Annotated in this window: 17 protein-coding genes; 1 reads left to right on the top strand and 16 read right to left on the bottom strand. The window is 71.5% G+C overall.

Annotation, left to right across the window (positions count from 1 at the left end; genetic code table 11):
- Positions 1–61 precede the first annotated feature (61 nt).
- The 4 genes from B086_RS0116290 to B086_RS0116275 form a co-directional block, all read right to left on the bottom strand.
- Positions 62–532, bottom strand: a complete 471-nt coding sequence (locus B086_RS0116290; protein ID WP_018567488.1) for a GNAT family N-acetyltransferase — start codon at positions 530–532, stop codon at positions 62–64.
- Complete coding sequence (locus B086_RS0116285; RefSeq protein WP_018567487.1) at positions 529–1,473, bottom strand: RluA family pseudouridine synthase; 945 nt, start codon at positions 1,471–1,473, stop codon at positions 529–531. The genes B086_RS0116290 and B086_RS0116285 overlap by 4 nt, the downstream gene beginning before the upstream one ends.
- A 52-nt stretch (positions 1,474–1,525) precedes the next feature.
- Positions 1,526–2,194: a signal peptidase II gene (lspA, locus tag B086_RS0116280; RefSeq protein WP_018567486.1), complete on the bottom strand. Its 669-nt coding sequence runs from the start codon at positions 2,192–2,194 to the stop codon at positions 1,526–1,528.
- Between the two features lie 102 nt (positions 2,195–2,296).
- On the bottom strand, positions 2,297–3,217 hold the full coding sequence (locus tag B086_RS0116275) for a TraR/DksA family transcriptional regulator (protein WP_018567485.1): 921 nt from the start codon (positions 3,215–3,217) through the stop codon (positions 2,297–2,299).
- A 599-nt stretch (positions 3,218–3,816) separates the two neighbouring features.
- Between B086_RS0116275 and ileS the strand changes: the two genes are divergently transcribed.
- Positions 3,817–6,963, top strand: coding sequence for an isoleucine--tRNA ligase (gene ileS, locus B086_RS0116270; protein WP_199790759.1), 3,147 nt, complete (start codon positions 3,817–3,819; stop codon positions 6,961–6,963).
- 170 nt (positions 6,964–7,133) lie between these two features.
- Here ileS and B086_RS0116265 read toward each other — a convergent pair whose 3' ends face one another.
- The 12 genes from B086_RS0116265 to B086_RS0116210 form a co-directional block, all read right to left on the bottom strand.
- Entirely contained in the window at positions 7,134–8,330 is a 1,197-nt protein-coding gene (locus B086_RS0116265) for a DivIVA domain-containing protein (RefSeq protein WP_018567483.1), read from the bottom strand.
- A 52-nt stretch (positions 8,331–8,382) separates the two neighbouring features.
- Positions 8,383–8,673, bottom strand: coding sequence for a YggT family protein (locus B086_RS0116260; RefSeq protein ID WP_018567482.1), 291 nt, complete (start codon positions 8,671–8,673; stop codon positions 8,383–8,385).
- Between the two features lie 51 nt (positions 8,674–8,724).
- Complete coding sequence (locus B086_RS0116255; protein WP_018567481.1) at positions 8,725–9,366, bottom strand: cell division protein SepF; 642 nt, start codon at positions 9,364–9,366, stop codon at positions 8,725–8,727.
- Between the two features lie 127 nt (positions 9,367–9,493).
- A complete protein-coding gene (locus B086_RS0116250) occupies positions 9,494–10,213 on the bottom strand; it encodes a YggS family pyridoxal phosphate-dependent enzyme (protein ID WP_018567480.1) in 720 nt (239 codons plus the stop codon).
- Positions 10,214–10,219: 6 nt separating this feature from the next.
- Positions 10,220–10,951 carry a peptidoglycan editing factor PgeF gene (pgeF, locus tag B086_RS0116245; RefSeq protein ID WP_018567479.1) on the bottom strand — a complete coding sequence of 244 codons (732 nt, stop codon included), beginning with the start codon at positions 10,949–10,951 and terminating at the stop codon, positions 10,220–10,222.
- Positions 10,948–12,159, bottom strand: coding sequence for a cell division protein FtsZ (gene ftsZ / locus B086_RS0116240; RefSeq protein ID WP_018567478.1), 1,212 nt, complete (start codon positions 12,157–12,159; stop codon positions 10,948–10,950). Before ftsZ ends, pgeF begins: the two co-directional genes overlap by 4 nt.
- Positions 12,160–12,437: 278 nt before the next feature.
- Positions 12,438–13,235, bottom strand: coding sequence for a cell division protein FtsQ/DivIB (locus B086_RS0116235; RefSeq protein WP_018567477.1), 798 nt, complete (start codon positions 13,233–13,235; stop codon positions 12,438–12,440).
- Positions 13,236–13,263: 28 nt separating this feature from the next.
- A complete protein-coding gene (gene murG / locus B086_RS0116230; RefSeq protein ID WP_018567476.1) occupies positions 13,264–14,352 on the bottom strand; it encodes an undecaprenyldiphospho-muramoylpentapeptide beta-N-acetylglucosaminyltransferase in 1,089 nt (362 codons plus the stop codon).
- 6 nt (positions 14,353–14,358) lie between these two features.
- Positions 14,359–15,837, bottom strand: a complete 1,479-nt coding sequence (gene ftsW / locus B086_RS0116225) for a putative lipid II flippase FtsW (RefSeq protein WP_051115845.1) — start codon at positions 15,835–15,837, stop codon at positions 14,359–14,361.
- 96 nt (positions 15,838–15,933) lie between these two features.
- Positions 15,934–17,364: a UDP-N-acetylmuramoyl-L-alanine--D-glutamate ligase gene (murD, locus tag B086_RS0116220; RefSeq protein WP_026252487.1), complete on the bottom strand. Its 1,431-nt coding sequence runs from the start codon at positions 17,362–17,364 to the stop codon at positions 15,934–15,936.
- The gene (gene mraY / locus B086_RS0116215) at positions 17,346–18,419 is read right to left on the bottom strand and encodes a phospho-N-acetylmuramoyl-pentapeptide-transferase (RefSeq protein ID WP_078509967.1); all 1,074 of its coding nucleotides are present in this window, start codon (positions 18,417–18,419) and stop codon (positions 17,346–17,348) included. Before mraY ends, murD begins: the two co-directional genes overlap by 19 nt.
- Entirely contained in the window at positions 18,416–19,831 is a 1,416-nt protein-coding gene (locus B086_RS0116210) for a UDP-N-acetylmuramoyl-tripeptide--D-alanyl-D-alanine ligase (protein ID WP_018567472.1), read from the bottom strand. The genes mraY and B086_RS0116210 overlap by 4 nt, the downstream gene beginning before the upstream one ends.
- Between the last annotated feature and the right edge of the window lie 72 nt (positions 19,832–19,903).

Raw genomic sequence — 19,903 nt, 5'->3', positions numbered from 1 at the left:
GCAGCCTCCAGCGTGCCATGCCGTCCGCCGCGTCGGCCTGCTGGGAACCGCCTGGCCGCGGCTACAGGGTGCGCCGCATGGCCCGGTGCGGAATGCCGGCGTCCGGGAATTCGGGGCCGTGGGCCGTGTAGCCCAGCCGCTCGTAGAAGCCGAGGGCGTGGGTCTGCGCGTGCAGGTCCATGGCGGTCAGGCCGTGCGCGCGGGCCGCGTCCTCCAGGGCGCGCACCAGGGCCGCGCCGACGCCGAGGCCCCGGGCGGCGGCGGTGACGGCGAGGCGGCCCAGCGAGCCGACGGCCGGGTCGCCGCCGGTGCGGCCGGCCGCCGCGGCGCCGTGCAGCAGCCGTCCGGTGCCGAGCGGGGTGCCGTCGTCGCGGACGGCGAGCACATGCACCGCCACCGCGTCCAGCTCGTCGTACTCCAGGTCCTCGGGGACGCCCTGCTCGGTGACGAAGACCTCCTTGCGCACCGCGAAGCACGCCTCGCGGTCGGCGGCGCCGGCGGCCACCCGGGTCCGGTACGCGGTCCGGGTCACGCGTAGGTCTCCTCGCGGACCTGGTCCAGGGCCTGCTGGAGGTCGGCCGGGTAGTCGCTGGCGAACTCCGCCCAGTGGCCGTCGCCGGGGTGCTCGAAGCCGAGCCGCACCGCGTGCAGCCACTGCCGGGTCAGCTTCAGCCGCTTGGCCAGGGTGGGGTCGGCGCCGTAGGTGAGGTCGCCGACGCAGGGGTGGCGGTGGGCGGCCATGTGGACGCGGATCTGGTGGGTGCGGCCGGTCTCCAGCTTCACGTCGAGCAGGGAGGCGGCGCGGAAGGCCTCGATGAGGTCGTAGTGCGTGACGGACGGCTTGCCCTCGGCGGTGACGGCCCACTTGTAGTCGTGGTTCGGGTGGCGTCCGATGGGGGCGTCGATGGTGCCGCTGGTCGGGTCGGGGTGGCCCTGGACCAGGGTGTGGTAGCGCTTGTCGACCGTGCGCTCCTTGAACTGGCGCTTGAGCGAGGTGTACGCGTACTCGGACTTGGCGACCACCATCAGGCCGGAGGTGCCGACGTCCAGGCGGTGCACGATGCCCTGGCGCTCGGCGGCGCCCGAGGTCGAGATGCGGTACCCGGCGGCGGCGAGCCCGCCGATGACCGTGGGGCCGGTCCAGCCGGGGCTGGGGTGCGCCGCGACGCCGACCGGCTTGACGATCACGACGACGTCGTCGTCGTCGTGGACGATCTCCATGCCCTCCACGGGCTCGGCGACGATCTGCACGGGCGCGGGGGCCTGCGGCATCTCGACCTCCAGCCAGGCGCCGCCGCTCACCCGCTCGGACTTGCCGACCGCCGTGCCGTCGACCAGCACCTTGCCCGCCGCGGCCAGCTCGGCCGCCTTCGTACGGGAGAAGCCGAACATGCGGGAGATGGCGGCGTCGACACGCTCGCCCTCCAGGCCGTCGGGCACGGGCAGGGTACGGATCTCGGGAAGGGTGCTCACCCGTCGAGTATGCCGGACGGGCCGGACACTCCCGTACGCGCCGGTGCGCGCCTCAGTCCTTGTGGATGGTGCCGTCCGGGTCCCGGCCGCCGAAGGAGAGCAGCACGATCAGGATGCCGCCGCAGACGATCGCCGAGTCGGCGAGGTTGAAGACGGCGAAGTGCTTGGGCGAGATGAAGTCGACGACCGCGCCCTTGAAGACCCCCGGCGAGCGGAAGATCCGGTCGGTGAGGTTGCCCAGTGCGCCGCCGAACAGCAGGCCGAGCGCGAACGCCCAGGGCAGGCTGTACAGCTTGCGGGCCAGCCGGACGATCACCACGATCACGGAGGCGGCGATGACCGTGAAGATCACCGTGTACGCCTCGCCGAAGCTGAAGGCGGCACCGGAGTTGCGGATCATCTGGAACTGGAGCCAGTCCCCGATGATCTTCACCGGGGCGTGGTGCTCCAGCTTGGCCACCACGAGGATCTTGCTGACGAGGTCGAGGGCGTACGCCACGGCGGCCACCGCGAACAGCACGCCGACGCGGCGCCTGCCCCGCGGCGGCCCGTCCGCGGCGGCGGACTCCTCCTGCGCGCTGCCGCCGGCCTCCGGCGCGTCCGGCGTCGTCCCTGCTGGTGCGGCCGTCTCCGCCGCGGCGTCGGGCCGCCGCTGCTCCCCGGGACGCTCCGCGTCCGGGGTCTCGTCCGGCGTACCGATGATGCGCTCCGCCTCTGCCACGTGAGTCCCTCGACCTAGGTACCTGACTGAGGACGAGACTACGGCACGTCCCGCGGGGCCGACGCGCTCAGGAGGGCGCCGGCACCCGTTCACCGCAGGTGGCTACCGGCGCTCCTGCTTCTGCTTGCACTCCACGCACAGGGTGGCCCGCGGGAAGGCCTGCATACGGGCCTTCCCGATGGGGTTGCCGCAGTTCTCGCACACGCCGTAGGTGCCCGCGTCCAGCCGGTCGAGGGCGCGCTCGGTCTGGGTGAGCGTCTCGCGCGCGTTGGCGGCCAGCGCCAGTTCGTGCTCGCGCGTGATGTTCTTGGTGCCGGTGTCCGCCTGGTCGTCGCCCGCGCCGTCCCCGGAGTCCCGCATCAGACCCGCGAGGGACGCCTCGGACGAGCTGATCTCGGTGCTCAGCCGCTCCATCTCGGACTCCAGCTCCGCGCGGGCCTCGGCGACCTCCTCCTCGGTCCACGGGTCCTCACCCGGGCGGACCGCGAGGTCGCCCGGCTCCACCGCCGCGGCGACGCGCGCCATGGGGACCGCGGTCTTGGCCGCCGTGGCCGTACTGGCCCTGCCGGTCCTGCCGGCCCTGCCAGGAGTCTTCTTCGCAACCACCGTCGTGGCTCCCGTCTGCTTCGCGGCCTCGGCCGCGCCCGCCTTCTTGCCCGAGCTCTTCCTGCCCACAGCGGCACCGCTCCCACCCTGCGCGGCGCTCTTCGGCGGGGAGTCGTCCGGCGCGGACTCCTTCGCCGGGGCGGCCTTGCGCGCGGGGGTCTTGTGGGGGGCGGTCTTCCGCGCCGGAGTGCGCCGGGGTGCGGCGGCCGCGGTCCGTTCCGGATCCCCGGCCGGGCCCGCCCCGGCCGCGCCGCCCTCCGCCGGGGCCTTCGTACGGCCCTGCGCGCGGCCCGTGGCCCTCTCGCGGGCGGCGCCTTCCGCTCCGGTGGACCGCGCGGACCCGGTCGTCCGGCCGTCCGCGCCGGTGTGCCGGGACCCGTCGGACGCCGACTGCTCGGCGGTCTTCTTCGCCACCATGGCCGCGGCCCCTTCATATATTGTGATCTTGCTCGCGAATCGTGCTGGGACGATAAATCGACTCAAGCCCCGCGGCAACGGGGCACGCCGCCCGATTCGCCCGCCTCGCGCGCACCGCGCGCCCGGCATGCAAGCGTTGTGCCCAGCTCCCCGCCGGGTAATCCGACAAGACGCACGTCGGACGATCTCGGCGGGCGGCGCCGCCGCCGTTCGGGTCACCCGCGCCCCCGCCCCGCGCCCGGCGCCGGGCGCCGAAAACCGGTCGGCCGCGGTCCCCGGAGCGCCGTACACTGGGCGGAGCGAGAAGCGTGGATGGGGACGAGTAGCGGCGCAGGCAGCCCAGAGCGACCCGGGGACGGTGTGAGCCCGGGGGCGAGCGCGACGTGAAGATCACCCCGGAGCCGCCGGAAGAACACCCCAGGGAGCAGCCCGGGGGCCAGTAGACCCGGCATCGCGAGCCCAATGAGGGGGCTCGCCGGAGCGTACGGCGCACCGGAGGGCCAAGGAGGGTGGTACCGCGGGAGCGCGCCGCACGGCGTGGAAGCACGAACGCTCTCGTCCCTCCGACGGTAGGCAGCACATCCGCCGGAGGAAGCTCGTTGAATACGCAGCCGCAGTACCGCCAGGTGCCCGCCCAGGTCGACCTGCCCGCGCTCGAACACGCGGTGCTCGACTTCTGGCGCGAGCAGAAGATCTTCGCCAAGAGCCTGGAGCAGTCCGCGGGCCGCCCCGAATGGGTGTTCTACGAGGGCCCGCCCACCGCCAACGGCATGCCCGGCGCCCACCACATCGAGGCCCGCGTCTTCAAGGACGTCTTCCCCCGCTTCCGCACCATGCGCGGCTACCACGTGGGCCGCAAGGCCGGCTGGGACTGCCACGGCCTGCCCGTCGAGCTGGCGGTGGAGAAGGAGCTGGGCTTCACCGGCAAGCAGGACATCGAGGCGTACGGCATCGCCGAGTTCAACGACCGCTGCCGCGCGTCCGTGACCCGGCACACCGACGCCTTCGCCGAGCTGACGACGCGCATGGGCTACTGGGTCGACCTGGACGACGCCTACCGGACCATGGACCCCGAGTACATCGAGTCGGTCTGGTGGTCGCTGAAGCAGATCTTCGACAAGGGCCTGCTGGTGCAGGACCACCGGGTCGCCCCCTGGTGCCCGCGCTGCGGCACCGGCCTGTCCGACCACGAGCTGGCGCAGGGCTACGAGACGGTCGTCGACCCGTCCGTGTACGTGCGCTTCCCGCTCACCTCCGGACCGCTGGCCGGGCAGGCGGCGCTCCTGGTGTGGACGACGACCCCCTGGACCCTGGTGTCCAACACGGCCGTCGCCGCCCACCCGGACGTCACCTATGTGGTCGCCACGGACGGCCAGGAGAAGGTCGTCGTCGCCGAGCCGCTGGTCGCCAAGGCGCTCGGCGAGGGCTGGGAGAGGACCGGCGAGTCCTTCACCGGCGCCGAGATGGAGCGCTGGACCTACCGGCGCCCCTTCGAACTGGTCGAGTTCCCCGAGCCCGCCCACTACGTGGTCAACGCCGAGTACGTCACCACCGAGGACGGCACGGGTCTGGTCCACCAGTCCCCCGCCTTCGGTGAGGACGACCTCAGGGTGTGCCGCTCCTACGGGCTGCCGGTGGTCAACCCGGTCCGCCCGGACGGCACCTTCGAGGAGGACCTGCCGCTGGTCGGCAGTGTCTTCTTCAAGAAGGCCGACGAGCGGCTCACCGAGGATCTGCGCGAGCGGGGCCTGCTCTTCCGGCACCTGCCCTACGAGCACAGCTACCCGCACTGCTGGCGCTGCCACACCGCGCTGCTGTACTACGCCCAGCCGTCCTGGTACATCCGCACCACCGCCGTGAAGGACCGGCTGCTGGCGGAGAACGAGCGGACCAACTGGTACCCGGACAGCGTCAAGCACGGCCGCTTCGGCGACTGGCTGAACAACAACATCGACTGGGCGCTGTCCCGCAACCGCTACTGGGGCACCCCGCTGCCCGTCTGGCGCTGCGCCGAGGACCACCTCACCTGCGTCGGCTCCCGCGCGGAGCTGACCGAGCTGACCGGCACCGACCAGTCGGGCCTGGACCCGCACCGCCCGTTCATCGACGAGGTGACCTTCGCCTGCCCCGAGGAGGGCTGCGGGGCGACGGCCGTGCGCGTGCCCGAGGTCATCGACGCCTGGTACGACTCGGGTTCGATGCCGTTCGCGCAGTGGGGGTACCCGTACAAGAACAAGGAGCTGTTCGAGAGCCGCTACCCGGCGCAGTTCATCTCCGAGGCGATCGACCAGACCCGCGGCTGGTTCTACACGCTGATGGCGATCGGCACCCTGGTGTTCGACAAGTCGTCCTACGAGAACGTGGTGTGCCTGGGCCACATCCTCGCCGAGGACGGCCGCAAGATGTCCAAGCACCTGGGCAACATCCTCCAGCCGATCCCGCTGATGGACCAGCACGGCGCGGACGCGGTGCGCTGGTTCATGGCGGCCGGCGGTTCGCCCTGGGCAGCCCGCCGGGTCGGCCACGGCACCATCCAGGAGGTGGTGCGCAAGACGCTGCTGACCTACTGGAACACGGTCGCCTTCCAGGCGCTGTACGCCCGTACGTCGAACTGGGCGCCGAGCGCGGCGGATCCGGCCCCGGCCGACCGCCCGCTGCTGGACCGCTGGCTGCTCAGCGAGCTGCACGCGCTGACCGACCAGGTCACACAGGCCCTGGAGGCGTACGACACGCAGCGTGCCGGAAAGCTGCTCTCCGCGTTCGTGGACGACCTGTCCAACTGGTACGTCCGCCGTTCGCGCCGCCGCTTCTGGCAGGGCGACAAGGCCGCGCTGCGCACGCTGCACGAGGTCGTCGAGACGGTCACCCGGCTGATGGCCCCGCTGACCCCGTTCATCACCGAGCGGGTCTGGCAGGACCTGGTGGTGCCGGTGTCGCCGGACGCCCCGGAGTCGGTGCACCTGGCCTCCTGGCCCGAGGCCGACCTGTCCGCGATCGACCCCGAGCTGTCCCGGCAGATGGTGCTGGTGCGACGGCTGGTGGAGCTGGGCCGGGCCACCCGCGCGGAGTCGGGCGTCAAGACCCGCCAGCCGCTCTCGCGCGCGCTGGTCGCGGCGGCGGGCTTCGACACCCTGGACCGCGAGCTGCACGCGCAGATCACCGAGGAGCTCAACGTCTCCTCGCTGGCGTCGCTCAGCGAGGTCGGCGGGTCACTGGTGGACACCACCGCGAAGGCCAACTTCCGCGCCCTGGGCAAGCGGTTCGGCAAGCGCGTCCAGGACGTGGCGAAGGCCGTCGCCGCGGCCGACGCGGCGGCGCTGTCGCTGGCGCTGCGCGAGGGCACGGCGTCGGTGGAGGTCGACGGCGAGACCGTCACACTGGCCCCGGACGAGGTGATCATCACCGAGACCCCGCGCGAGGGCTGGTCGGTGGCGTCCGACTCGGGCGCGACCGTGGCGCTCGACCTGGAGCTGACCGAGGAGCTGCGGCAGGCGGGCCTGGCGCGCGACGCCATCCGGCTCATCCAGGAGGCGCGCAAGAACAGCGGCCTGGACGTCGCGGACCGGATCGCGCTGCGCTGGACCTCCACCGACCCGGCGGTCATCGCGGCCCTGTCCGAGCACGCGGGGCTCATCGCCGACGAGGTCCTGGCCACGGACTTCGCCCAGGGCGAGGCGGACGGCGCCTACGGTGACCCGTTCACCGACGAGGGCCTGTCCCTGACGTTCCGGCTGCGCAAGGCGTAGCCGGGCGGGCTCCCCGCGCTCCCCCGGGGGCGCGGGGAGCGCGGGGAGACCCGTACGGCCAGCCACTGCCCGTGCACACGAGAACGGCCCCGGAGGAGATCCTCCGGGGCCGTTCTCTCAGGCTGCCGACGCCTTGTTCGTGCGTTCGCTCAGGAACCCGTCAGGGCGCCTCAGTTGTCGTCCTCGTCGATCAGGAAGCCGCGCATCGGGGACGGGGCCTGGCCCATGGGGGACGGGCCCTGCGGCCGGACCGGAGCCATCGGCTGGGTCATCGCCGGGGACATCTGCTGCTGGCCGCCGTAGGACGGACCGGACGGGCCGGACGGACCGCCCATCGCGCCGTTGCCGCCGTAGGACGGAGCGCTGGCACCGGCCGGAGCCATGGAGGGCGCCGGGGACGGCGGCAGCGAAGCGGCCGCCGGGGAGGTGCGCGGCGGGGCCAGCGAGTCGTCGGCCTGGGTCTCCAGCTGGCGCAGCTGCGACTCCAGGTACGACTTCAGACGCGTGCGGTACTCGCGCTCGAAGCCGCGCAGGTCCTCGACCTTGCGCTCCAGCGTGGCGCGGGCGGACTCCAGGGAGCCCATCGCGACGCGGTGCTTCTCCTGCGCGTCCCGCTCCAGCGCGTCGGCCTTGGCGCGGGCGTCGCGCTCCAGACCCTCGGCGCGCGAACGGGCCTCGCCGACGATCTTGTTGGCCTCGGAACGGGCCTCGGCGATCGCCTGGTCGGCGGTCTGCTGGGCCAGCGACAGCACCCGCGCGGCACTGTCGCCACCGGGACCCTGACCCATCGGTCCGGGACCGCCCATCGGGTTCGGGCCGCCCATCGGGCCCGGACCCATCTGGCCCTGCATCGGACCGGGGCCCTGGCCCATCGGTCCGGGACCCTGACCCATCGGACCCTGACCCATCGGGCCGGGACCCTGCGGGCCCTGTCCGCCGGGGCCGGCGGGCAGCTGCGGGGCACCGCTCGGCAGCTGGGGCGGACCACCCATGGGGCCACCCATCTGCTGCTGCGGCGGGCCCGATATGCCGGCGGGCACCGGAGCGCCGGGACCTCGCATGCCCTGCTGCGGCATCCCGCCCTGCTGGGGCATGCCCGGCCCCTGCTGCTGGTGCTGGGGGTGCTGCGGGTGCTGCTGCTGGTCCTGCTGCTGCTCCGGAGGCTTGCGCATGTTCTGCTGGTTCTGCGCGGCGGCACGGGTGGCCGCGGCCAGCTTGGCGCGCAGGTCCTCGTTCTCACGGAGCAGACGGGTCAGCTCGGCCTCGACCTCGTCGAGGAAGGCATCGACCTCGTCCTCGTCATAGCCTTCTCGGAGGCGGACGGTCGTGAACTGCTTGTTCCGCACGTCCTCGGGGGTCAACGGCATCTCTTCACCTCAACGTAGTCATCGGCAGTCGGCAAGACCGTATCGTCCACACTCACGTCGCGAGGCTTCCCACGATGTAGATCAGGATGTAGACGATGATCATCAGAACGAAGAAGGACAGGTCGAGCGCCACGCCCCCGAGACGCAGCGGCGGGATGAACCGCCGCAGAAGCTTCAGCGGTGGATCGGTGACAGTGTAGGTGGCCTCCAGAACGACCACCATCGCCTTGCCGGGTTGCCACGAGCGGGCGAACTGGAACACATAATCCATGACCAATCGGAAGATCAGTACGATGAGGAACACCATCAGCGCGATGTAGAGAACCTCCATGGCCACGCCCATGATCGGTGCTTCCCTCTCCCCTGTTCCGTGCCGGTTGTCCGGTGTTGCGTCTCAGCTCTGGTTGAAGAACCCGCCCTCTGCGATGCGGGCCTTGTCCTCCGCCGTGACATCGACGTTAGCAGGCGACAACAGAAACACCTTCTGCGTCACCCGCTCGATGCTGCCGTGGAGGCCGAACACCAGACCGGCCGCAAAGTCGACAAGTCGCTTCGCGTCCGTGTCGTCCATCTCCGTCAGATTCATGATCACCGGAGTGCCTTCACGGAAGTGTTCCCCGATGGTACGGGCCTCGTTGTAGGTCCGGGGGTGAAGTGTGGTGATCCGGTACGGCTCACGTTCCGACACGACCTTGGGCATGATCACCGGTGCGTTCTTCTCCAGGCTCGCGCGTTCTTGTGTGATGGATGCCACGGGCGCGATACGCGCCGGACGAGGGGATTCCGCCGGGAGCGAAGCGGAATGGGACACGGGTTCGCGGGGTGCCGGAGGCTGCATCACCCGTACCGGTTCGTCCCTTTGCTGCTGATGTGTGCCGTGCGGCTGGTGCGACGGCTCGTGCCGCCTGCGGTCCCGCTCGGGCTCCGGGTCGAGTTCGGGTTCGAAGTCGTCATCGGGGTCGAAACCCCGGCCGTCGTACCCATCGTCCTCCACGAGGCCGAGGTAGACCGCCATCTTGCGCATCGCGCCGGCCATTCTCTGAGTCCTCCGCTCTGTGGTGGATCGACTGACGACCGCCAAGTCCCCGCGATCCACGAGGTCGTTGCGCCTTCTTCGGCGGTATTGACCATATTTTCTGCTGTGGTCCGACTTCTTGGCGACGTTACCCGAGGCCGGGGCGGACTCCGAGTACCGCGCTGCCGACGCGCACATGTGTCGCTCCGGCGGCCACGGCCTGTTCGAGGTCCGCGCTCATCCCTGCCGAGACCATGGTGGCAGCAGGATGGGCCCGGCGCAGGGAGGTCGACAAATCCATGAGCCGTTCGAACGCCGCCTGTTGGCGGCCGGCGTACTCCCCGGTCAGCGGCGCGACGGTCATCAGGCCGCCGAGCCGCAGCCCCGGGGCGTCCGCGACGAGGTCCGCCAACTCCCCGATGCCGCCCGGCGCCACCCCGCCCCGCTCGCCCCGCGCCTGCTCGCCCGCGTCCAGGGCGACCTGGATCAGGCACCCGAGTTCGCGCCCCGCGCGCACGGCCTCCCTGGAGAGCGCGGTGACCAGCCGATCGCGGTCCACGGACTGCACGACGTCCGCGTAGCCGACGACGGATCGCACCTTGTTGGTCTGAAGTTGACCGACAAAATGCCAACTCAAGGGCAGATCCGTACATTCCGCGGCCTTCGGTGCCGCGTCCTGGTCCCGGTTCTCGGCGACCTGCCGGACCCCGAGGTCCGCCAGGATCCGCACGTCCGAGGCCGGGTAGGTCTTGGTGACCACGATGAGGGTCACGTCCTCGCGGGGGCGTCCCGCCGCGGCGCACGCGGCGGCGATGCGCCCCTCCACCCTCGCCAGATTCGCGGCGAGTTCGTCCTTACGTTCCGTCATGCCTCATCAGTCCAGCCAGACATAGCCCGCGAGCCGACCGGTGGTGCGGTCGCGGCGGTACGAGAAGTGGTCGTCCGACTCCCGGGTGCAGACCGACGACCGCTCGCGGTCGCGCACTCCCAGGCGCTCCAGTTGCGCGTGCACCCCGGCACTCACATCGAGCGCCGGCGTACCCCAGCTCGTCTCGGCGTACGCCGCCGGCTCGGAGGCGCTCACCTCGGCGCGCATCGCCTCGGGCACCTCGTAGCACCGGCCGCACACGGCGGGTCCGGTGCGGGCGGTGATCCGGGCGGGGTCGGCGCCGAGTTCCACCATGGTCCGCACGGCGGCGGGCACCACCCCGGCCACCATGCCGGGCCGGCCCGCGTGGGCCGCGGCGGCGATCCCGGCGACCGGGTCGGCGAGCAGCACCGGGGTGCAGTCGGCGGTGAGCACGGCGAGGGCCAGTCCCCGGCGGGCGGTGACGAGCGCGTCGACGGCCGGGATGTCCGCCGCGGGGTCCCAGGGGCCGTCCACGACCGCGACGTCGTCGCCGTGCACCTGGTTCATCCAGACCACGTCGGCCGCTTCGAGCCCGAGGGCGGCGGCGGCCCGTGCGCGGTTGGCCCGTACGGCGCCGGGGTCGTCCCCGACGGCGCCGCCCAGGTTCAGCTCCTCGTACGGAACGGCGCTCACCCCGCCCCACCGGTCGGTGAAGGCGAAGTGCGCGCCGTTCACGGTGTCGCGCGGTCCTATCACTTCAGGAAGTCCGGGACGTCCAGTTCCTCGGCCGCGCTGTCGGTGTAGGTGCGCGGCGCCGGCGGGGCGGGCGGCGCGGTGGTGAGGTCGCTCAGCGGTTCCGGGGCGACCGGCTCCGGCTCCTCCTTGGGCGTCACGCTGCCCAGCGAGCCGAAGGTCGGACGGCTCTCGGACTGCCGTACCGGAGCGGGCTCCTCGCGGCGGGGCGCGGACGACGAGGAGGCGGCCGAGCCGAGGACGTTCTCCCGACGGGCCGGGGGCTGGCCGCCGTCGAAGCCGGCCGCGATCACGGTGACCCGCACCTCGTCGCCGAGGGCGTCGTCGATGACCGCGCCGAAGATGATGTTGGCCTCGGGGTGCGCGGCCTCACTGACCAGCTGGGCGGCCTCGTTGATCTCGAACAGACCGAGGTCGGAGCCGCCGGAGATGGAGAGCAGGACGCCGCGGGCGCCGTCGATGGAGGCTTCCAGCAGCGGGGAGGAGATCGCCATCTCGGCCGCGGCCACCGCGCGGTCGTCGCCGCGGGCCGAGCCGATGCCCATGAGCGCCGAACCGGCCTCGGACATGACCGACTTGACGTCGGCGAAGTCGAGGTTGATCAGGCCGGGGGTGGTGATCAGGTCGGTGATGCCCTGCACACCGGACAGCAGCACCTGGTCCGCGGACTTGAACGCGTCGAGCACGCTGACCTGGCGGTCCGAGATGGACAGCAGCCGGTCGTTGGGGATGACGATGAGGGTGTCGACCTCTTCGCGGAGTTCGGCGATGCCGTCCTCGGCCTGATTGGCGCGGCGCCGTCCCTCGAAGGTGAACGGGCGTGTCACCACGCCGATGGTGAGGGCGCCCAGGGAGCGCGCGATGTTGGCCACGACGGGTGCGCCGCCGGTGCCGGTGCCGCCGCCTTCACCGGCCGTCACGAAGACCATGTCGGCCCCCTTGAGGACCTCTTCGATCTCCTCGCGGTGGTCCTCTGCGGCCTTGCGGCCGACGGCCGGGTTGGCCCCGGCGCCGAGTCCGCGGGTCAGTTCGCGGCCGACGTCCAGCTTGACGTCGGCGTCGCTCATCAACAGCGCCTGCGCGTCGGTGTTGATGGCGATGAACTCGACGCCCTTGAGACCGACTTCGATCATCCGGTTGATGGCATTGACACCACCGCCGCCGACACCGATGACCTTGATGACTGCGAGGTAGTTCTGCGGTGCTGCCACGTCGAAGGCCTCTCGCCTCGAATTACGTCGCCGTCGTTGCGCGCTGTCCGCGCCGCGACGGCTGATGCCGAATGGGACGGTCCGTAACGCCGACCCGAACCCTAACCCTGAAGTTTAGGGTTACCAGTGTGCCTGTTCCTTGAAGTCTTCTGAACAGGACACTAAGTCGACAAGTGGCGCCCGTTCAACGAACACGCCGAACCTCCCGTTTTTCTTTTCACCCTATGTGATCAGGCATAGCGGTGCCCAACCAGGGTGCTGGCCTGCACGTATACCCGTCAACTCCCGGATGACGCCGGGGCGATGGGGACACTCACGTCGAAGTGCCGGGCGTCGGGGGTGGCTTTCAGCAGCGCGGTGAGCACGCGGGCCTTCGCGGCGCTGCCCTCCCCGCTGCCCCAGGACACGGTGCGTCCGCCGCTCAGCTCCAGCGAGATGTCGTCGTAGGTACGGACCTTGACGGCGCGGGTCGTGCGGGCCACCGCGGCCGGGATGCGGCCGGCCACCGTGACGGCCTCGCGCACCAGGCGCGCCTCGTCGAAGCGGCGCAGACTCGCCGCCGTGGCGGCGGTGCGGGAAAGCGACAATTCCAGGACGGGAACGCCTTTCGGCGCCTGCGGAACTGTGGCGAATCGGACACCGGCGGCGTCCACTTCGACGAACTTTCCGCCCTTTTCCTCCACCATGACCGCGGTTCGCTCGACGACTTTCAGCTCGATTCCGTGCGGCCACGAGCGCACCACGGCGACCGATTCGATGCGGGGCAGCCGGTGCCGCAGCCGGGCGGCGACGGCGCCGGTGTCCACGGAGACCAGCGGGTCGCCCACCGGCACCGCGGCGGCCGAGCGCACCTGAGCGGCGGTCAACACCCTTGTCCCGGAGACGGAGACGCGCTCCACCCGGGTCCACGAGGAGCCGTAGAGGACCCACAGGGTGCCGCCGCCGAGCAGGAGCACGGCCACGGCCGCCAGGACGAGCGTGCGAAGGGGAAGCCGCCGCAACCGGCGGACCAGGGGCGGGCCGGACGGCGACTCCCGCCGGCGTTCACCGCGTTCCTCGGACGTCGCTCCGGCCACGCTGTCGATCCCCTTCGTTCATATGGTCCTAACGGCGCGAGGCGATGGCCTCGTACACCATGCCGACGAGCAGTTCGTCGGCGTCGCGCCGGCCGAACTCACCGGCGGCCCGGGACATCTGGTACAGCCGGTGCGGATCGGCGAGCACGGGCAGCACCTGCTGCTGCACCCACTCCGGGGTGAGGTCCGCGTCGTCGACCAGCAGTCCGCCGCCCGCCTTGACCACCGGCTGGGCGTTCAGCCGCTGTTCGCCGTTGCCGATGGGCAGCGGGACGTAGGCGGCCGGCAGTCCGACGGCGGAGAGTTCGGCGACGGTCATCGCGCCGGCGCGGCAGAGCATCATGTCGGCGGCGGCGTACGCGAGGTCCATCCGGTCCAGATAACTTACCGGGATATAGGGGGGCATACCCGGCATCTGCTGCACACGCGGCAGTTCGTTCTTCGGGCCGACCGCGTGCAGGATCTGGATGCCCGCCTGCTGGAGCCAGGGAGCGACCTGCTGGACCACCTCGTTGAGCCGGCGGGCGCCCTGCGAGCCGCCGGTGACCAGCAGCGTGGGCAGGTTGGGGTCGAGTCCGAACATCGCGCGGGCCTCCGGCCGCGCGGCCGCCCGGTCCAGCGTGGCGATGGCCCGGCGCAGCGGGATGCCGATGTAGCGGGCGCCGCGCAGCTTGCTGTCCGGGGTGGAGACGGCGACCTGGGCCGCGTAGCGCGAACCGATCTTGTTGGCCAGGCCCGGACGGGCGTTGGCCTCGTGGATCACGATGGGCACACCGAGCCGCTTGGCGGCGAGGTAGCCGGGCAGGGCGACATAGCCGCCGAAGCCCACCACGGCGTCCGCCTTGGTGCGTTCCAGGATCTGCTCGGCCGCCTTGATCGTGCCGCGCAGCCGGCCCGGGACGGTGATCAGCTCGGGCGTGGGCTTGCGCGGCAGCGGTACCGCCGGGATCAGCGCCAGCTCGTAACCGCGCTCCGGGACGAGCCGGGTCTCCAGGCCCCGTTCCGTGCCCAGGGCCGTGATCCCCACGGTCGGGTCCTGCCTGCGCAGGGCGTCCGCGAGGGCGAGCGCGGGCTCGATGTGGCCCGCGGTACCTCCGCCGGCGAGTACGACATGCACCGAAATTCACCGCTCTCCGGACGAACGCGCCGCCGAGGCGCGCCGTCGCATCGTGTTCCATCTCCGAGGCCCCTGGCCGGACCCCTGACCCGATCCTGCACCGGATCCCCGGTCCGAGCCGCGGCCTAAGCCCCCGGCGGGCTCCCGTCCGGGATTCCGGCCGGGCGTCCGCGCGGGCCCCCGGCCGGCCGAGCGGCCGGCCGCGGAGCCTCCTGCCCGCTTTCTACCAAAGCGAGGTTGCCGCATGGCAAGCGCCGCCCGCGCAGCGGGTTCGTCTCGCGCGAAGGCGATCAGCAGCCCGATGGCGAACATGGTCGGCAGCAGGGCGGATCCTCCGTAGGAGAACAGCGGGAGCGGGACACCGGCGATCGGCAGCAGACCGAGCACCGCACCGACGTTGATCACCGCCTGCGCGATGATCCAGGTGGTCACGCCTCCCGCGGCATACCTGACGAAGGGTTCCTCCGTGCGTCCGGCCACGCGGATGCCCGCATAGCCTAGAGCCGCGAACAGGGCGAGCACCGACAGAGTCCCCGCGAGGCCCAGTTCCTCACCGGTCACCGCGAAGATGAAGTCGGTGTGGGCTTCGGGGAGTTGCCCCCATTTCTCCACACTCGCCCCGAGTCCGGAACCGAAGAATCCGCCGGAGGCCAGGGCGTAGATGCCGTGTACCGCCTGCCAGCACTTGGTCACGTCGGTGGAGCCGACGCAGGCGAACCGGTCCAGGCGGTTGGGGCTGGTCTTGATGAGGACCAGGCCGATCAGAGCGGCGACCGACAGCACGCCGACGAACAGCCGGGTGGGCGCGCCCGCCAGCCACAGCAGGCCGAACAGGATGGCGGTGAGGATGATCGCGGTGCCCATGTCGCCGCCGAGCATGATCAGCCCGAGCAGCATGAAGGCGACCGGGACGAGCGGCACCAGCATGTGCTTCCACTGCGTGAGCAGCCGCTTCTCCTGCTTGCGCGCGATCAGGTCGGCGGCCCAGAGCACCAGCGCCAGCTTGCCGATCTCGCTGGGCTGGATCTGGAAGGAGCCGCCCAGCGAGATCCAGTTCCGGTTGCCGTTGACCGACATCCCTATCCCCGGCACCTGCACCAGCGCCATCAGGAACACCGCGCCCGCCAGGATCGGGTAGGCCAGCGCCCGGTGCAGCTTCACCGGCATCCGGGCGGCGGCCAGCAGCAGTCCGGCGCCGATCACGGCGGCCAGGAGCTGCTTGCGGAAGAAGTACGAACCGGGCAGCGCCATCTGGAGCGCGGTGACCTGGGAGGCCGAGTAGACCATCACCAGGCCCAGCACGGTGATCAGCGCGCTGCCGCCGAGGATCAGGTAGTACGCGGTGAGCGGCCGGTCCCAGGCCTTGCGGGCGCGGGTGACGAGGGTGCGTACGGCGTTGTCGCGGGGGCCGCGGACCGCGGCGGGCCCGCGCCCGGCCCGCTGCACGGGCGGACGGCCCCGGCGGCTGCCGGGACTACCGGGCATCTCCGCCTCCGCGGTACGTCGGCGGCGTACGCCTGGCTCGGTTCGCGGGTCCCACGCGTCCCTCCCAAGGTCGCCCGGCGGCGGGGGCGGCCGGGGTCAGCGGGTGCCGAGTTCGCGAACGGCCTCCGCGAACGCGTCACCGCGCTGGTTGTAGTTGGTGAACATGTCCATGGAGGCACAGGCCGGGGCGAGGAGCACCGTGTCGCCCGCGGCGGCCAGCCGCCGCGCCTCCCGGACCGCCTGGAGCATGGCCCCAGTGTCGGTCCGGTCGAGGTCGACGACGGGGACTTCGGGGGCGTGTCGCGCCAGGGCCTCGCGGATCAGCGCGCGATCGGCGCCGATCAGGACGGCGCCGCGCAGCCGCTTCGCCGAGCGGGCGACCAGCTCGTCGAAGTCCGCGCCCTTCGCCAGACCGCCCGCAATCCATACGATCGACTCATATGCCCCCAACGACGCCTCGGCCGCGTGGGGGTTGGTGGCCTTGGAGTCGTCGATGTAGGCGACGCCGTCCACGTCGGCCACGTGCGCGATGCGGTGCGCGTCCGGGGTGAAGGCCCGCAGGCCGTCCCGCACGGCCGTCGCGGGGACGCCGAAGGCGCGCGCGAGGGCCGCCGCGGCAAGGGCGTTGGCGATGTTGTGCGGGGCGGGCGGCCGGACGTCGGAGACCTCGGCCAGCTCCTGGGCGTTCTTGTGCCGGTTCTCGACGAAGGCCCGGTCGACCAGGATGCCCTCCACCACGCCGAGTTGGGAGGGCGCCGGGGTGCCGAGGGTGAACCCGACGGCCCGGCAGCCCTCTTCGACGTCGGCCGCGCGCACCAGGTCCTCGGTCGCCGGGTCGGCCGCGTTGTACACGCAGGCCACCTGGTTGCCCTCGTAGATACGGCCCTTGTCGGCGGCGTACGCCTCCATGGAGCCGTGCCAGTCGAGGTGGTCCGGGGCGAGGTTGAGGACGGCGGCGGAGTGGGCGCGCAGCGAGGGCGCCCAGTGCAGCTGGTAGCTGGAGAGCTCGACGGCGAGCACGTCGTAGCGCTCCTCGCCGAGGACGGCGTCCAGCAGCGAGACGCCGATGTTGCCCACGGCCGCCGTGCGCAGGCCCGCCGCCGCCAGGATGGAGGCGAGCATCTGCACGGTGGTGGTCTTGCCGTTGGTGCCGGTGACGGCCAGCCAGGGGGCCGGCTCCCGGCCGTCCAGGCCGCGCAGCCGCCAGGCGAGTTCGACGTCCCCCCAGACCGGGACGCCCGCCCGGTCCGCCGCCAGGAACAGCGGCTTGTCCGGCTTCCAGCCGGGCGTGGTGACGATCAGTTCGGTGCCTTCGGGCAGGGTGTCGCCGTCGCCGAGGCGCACGGTGACGCCCAGGGTGCGCAGTTCGGCCGCCTGCGCACGGGCCCGTTCGTCGTCGCCGTCGTTGACGACGGTGACGTGCGCGCCGAGGCCGTGCAGGACCTTGGCCGCCGGGATCCCGGAGACGCCGAGTCCGGCGACGGTGACGTTCTTCCCCTGCCAGTCGGTCACTTGTCCGCTGCCCATCCCGCGTAGAAGAGGCCGAGTCCGACGATCACACAGATGCCCTGGATGATCCAGAAACGGACCACGACGAGCACTTCGGACCAGCCCTTGAGTTCGAAGTGGTGCTGGAGCGGCGCCATCCGGAAGACCCGCTTCCCGGTGAGCCGGAAGGAGCCGACCTGGATGACCACCGACATGGTGATGAGGACGAACAGGCCGCCCAGCAGCGCCATCAGCAGTTCGGTGCGCGAGCAGATGGCCAGGCCCGCGAGGACACCGCCGAGCGCCAGCGAACCGGTGTCGCCCATGAAGATCTTGGCCGGCGAGGTGTTCCACCACAGGAAGCCGAGGCAGGCGCCCATCAGCGCGGAGGCGACGACCGCCAGGTCCAGCGGATCGCGCACCTCGTAGCAGGCGTTGGGATTGGTCAGCGTCATCGAGTTGGCGCAGGACTCCTGGAACTGCCAGACACCGATGAAGGTGTAGGCGCCGAAGACCAGCACGGAGGCGCCGGTGGCCAGACCGTCCAGACCGTCGGTGAGGTTCACGCCGTTGGACATCGCCAGGATCATGAACAGCGCCCAGATCACGAACAGCACCGGGCCGATGGTCCAGCCGAAGTCCGTGATGAACGACAGCTTCGTGGACGCGGGGGTGTTGCCGCGGCTGTCGGAGAACATCAGCGACAGCACCGCGAAGCCGATGCCGACGATCAGCTGGCCCGCCATCTTCGCCCTGGCGCGCAGACCCAGCGAACGGCGCTTGACGATCTTGATGTAGTCGTCGAGGAAGCCGACCATGCCCATGCTGACCATGAGGCCGAGCACCAGCAGACCCGAGTACGTCGGGGGCTTGCCGGAGATGACCTTGGACAGGAAGTACGCGGCGACCGTGGCCAGGATGAAGGCGATGCCGCCCATCGTCGGCGTACCGCGCTTGCTGGCGTGCTCGCGCGGGCCGTCGTCCCGGATGTACTGGCCGTAGCCCTTGCGGGCCAGCAGCTTGATCAGCAGCGGGGTGCCGACCAGCGTCAGGAAGAGACCGATGACTCCTGCGAACAGGACCTGGTTCATCATCGGGCGGCGACCTCACCCTCGGCACCGGTCTCGACGAGCGCCTGGGCCACGCTCTCCAGACCGACCGAACGGGACGCCTTCACGAGCACGACGTCCCCCGGGCGCAACTCGCTGCGCAACAGGTGGACCGCCGCCTGTGCGTCGGACACGTGCACCGACTCCTCACCCCACGAACCCTCGTTGTATGCGCCCAGTTGCAGCCAGGACGCTTCCCTGCCCCCGACCGCGACGAGCTTGCTGACGTTGAGCCGGACGGCGAGCCGTCCGACCGCGTCGTGCTCGGCGAGCGCCTCGTCCCCGAGCTCGGCCATCTTGCCGAGCACCGCCCAGGTCCGCCGCCCCTTGCCCATGGCCGCGAGCGCGCGCAGGGCGGCTCGCATGGACTCCGGGTTGGCGTTGTAGGCGTCGTTGACGACGGTCACGCCGTCCGGGCGCTCGGTGACCTCCATCCGCCAGCGGGAGAGGGAGCCCGCCCCGGAGAGCGCGGTGGCGATCTCCGTTGCGGACATGCCCAGCTCATGGGCGACGGCGGCCGCGGCGAGCGCGTTCGACACGTGGTGCTCACCGTACAGGCGCATGGTCACATCGCATGCACCGGAGGGTGTGTGAAGCCTGAAGGAAGGCTGTCCGCTGTCCGTGAGTCTCACGTTCTCGGCGCGTACGTCCGCTTCGCCCGCCTCTCCGAAAAGGAGCACCTTCGCCTGCGTACGGGAGGCCATGGCACGGACCAGCGGATCGTCGGCGTTGAGGATCGCGGTGCCGCCCTCCTCGGCCGGCGGCAGGGACTCGACCAGCTCGCCCTTGGCCTGGGCGATCTGCTCCCGGCCGCCGAACTCGCCGATGTGGGCGCTGCCGACGTTGAGCACGAGGCCCACCTTCGGCGGGGTCAGCCCGGTGAGGTAGCGGATGTGGCCGATGCCGCGGGCGCCCATCTCCAGGACGAGGTACTTGGTCTCCTCGGTGGCGGTCAGGGCGGTCAGCGGCAGCCCGATCTCGTTGTTGAGCGAGCCGGGCGTGAACACGGTCGGGGCCTTGCTCCGCAGCACCTGGGCGATCAGGTCCTTGGTGCTGGTCTTGCCCGCGGAGCCGGTCAGGGCGACGAGGGTCGCGCCGAGTTCGGCCACGACGTGGCGGGCGAGGGCGCCGAGGGCGGACTGCACGTCCTCGACCACGATCGCGGGCACGCCGACGGGACGGGAGGCCAGCACCGCGACGGCGCCCGCCGCGACGACGTCCGCGGCGAAGTCGTGGCCGTCCACGCGCTCACCGGCGAAGGCGACGAAGAGGCTGCCGGGCACCGCCTCCCGGGAGTCCCGGACGACGGGTCCGGTGACCTGGACGGACGGATCCGGTATGTCGTGCGTCTGCCCGCCGACGACTGCTGCGATCTCGGCGAGGGAGAGGGCGATCACAAGTTCATCCCCTGGGTCTTCTGGATTTTCAATCCCTGGGTCGTACGGACGGTCGTCCCTGGCTGTTCAGGT

This window comes from Streptomyces sp. PsTaAH-124 (assembly GCF_000373685.1).
Classification (GTDB): domain Bacteria; phylum Actinomycetota; class Actinomycetes; order Streptomycetales; family Streptomycetaceae; genus Streptomyces; species Streptomyces andamanensis.
The sequence above is the reverse complement of the archived record's forward strand: the minus strand, read 5'-3'. Positions and strand labels throughout refer to the sequence as shown.

Bases quoted from the DNA above. Each gene is read 5' to 3' on its own strand.
- B086_RS0116275 (WP_018567485.1), bottom strand. From the start codon at position 3,217: ATGGTGGCGAAGAAGACCGCCGAGCAGTCGGCGTCCGACGGGTCCCGG.
- B086_RS0116265 (WP_018567483.1), bottom strand. From the start codon at position 8,330: ATGCCGTTGACCCCCGAGGACGTGCGGAACAAGCAGTTCACGACCGTC.
- B086_RS0116260 (WP_018567482.1), bottom strand. From the start codon at position 8,673: ATGGGCGTGGCCATGGAGGTTCTCTACATCGCGCTGATGGTGTTCCTC.
- B086_RS0116255 (WP_018567481.1), bottom strand. From the start codon at position 9,366: ATGGCCGGCGCGATGCGCAAGATGGCGGTCTACCTCGGCCTCGTGGAG.
- B086_RS0116250 (WP_018567480.1), bottom strand. From the start codon at position 10,213: ATGACGGAACGTAAGGACGAACTCGCCGCGAATCTGGCGAGGGTGGAG.
- ftsW (WP_051115845.1), bottom strand. From the start codon at position 15,837: ATGCCCGGTAGTCCCGGCAGCCGCCGGGGCCGTCCGCCCGTGCAGCGG.
- murD (WP_026252487.1), bottom strand. From the start codon at position 17,364: ATGGGCAGCGGACAAGTGACCGACTGGCAGGGGAAGAACGTCACCGTC.
- mraY (WP_078509967.1), bottom strand. From the start codon at position 18,419: ATGATGAACCAGGTCCTGTTCGCAGGAGTCATCGGTCTCTTCCTGACG.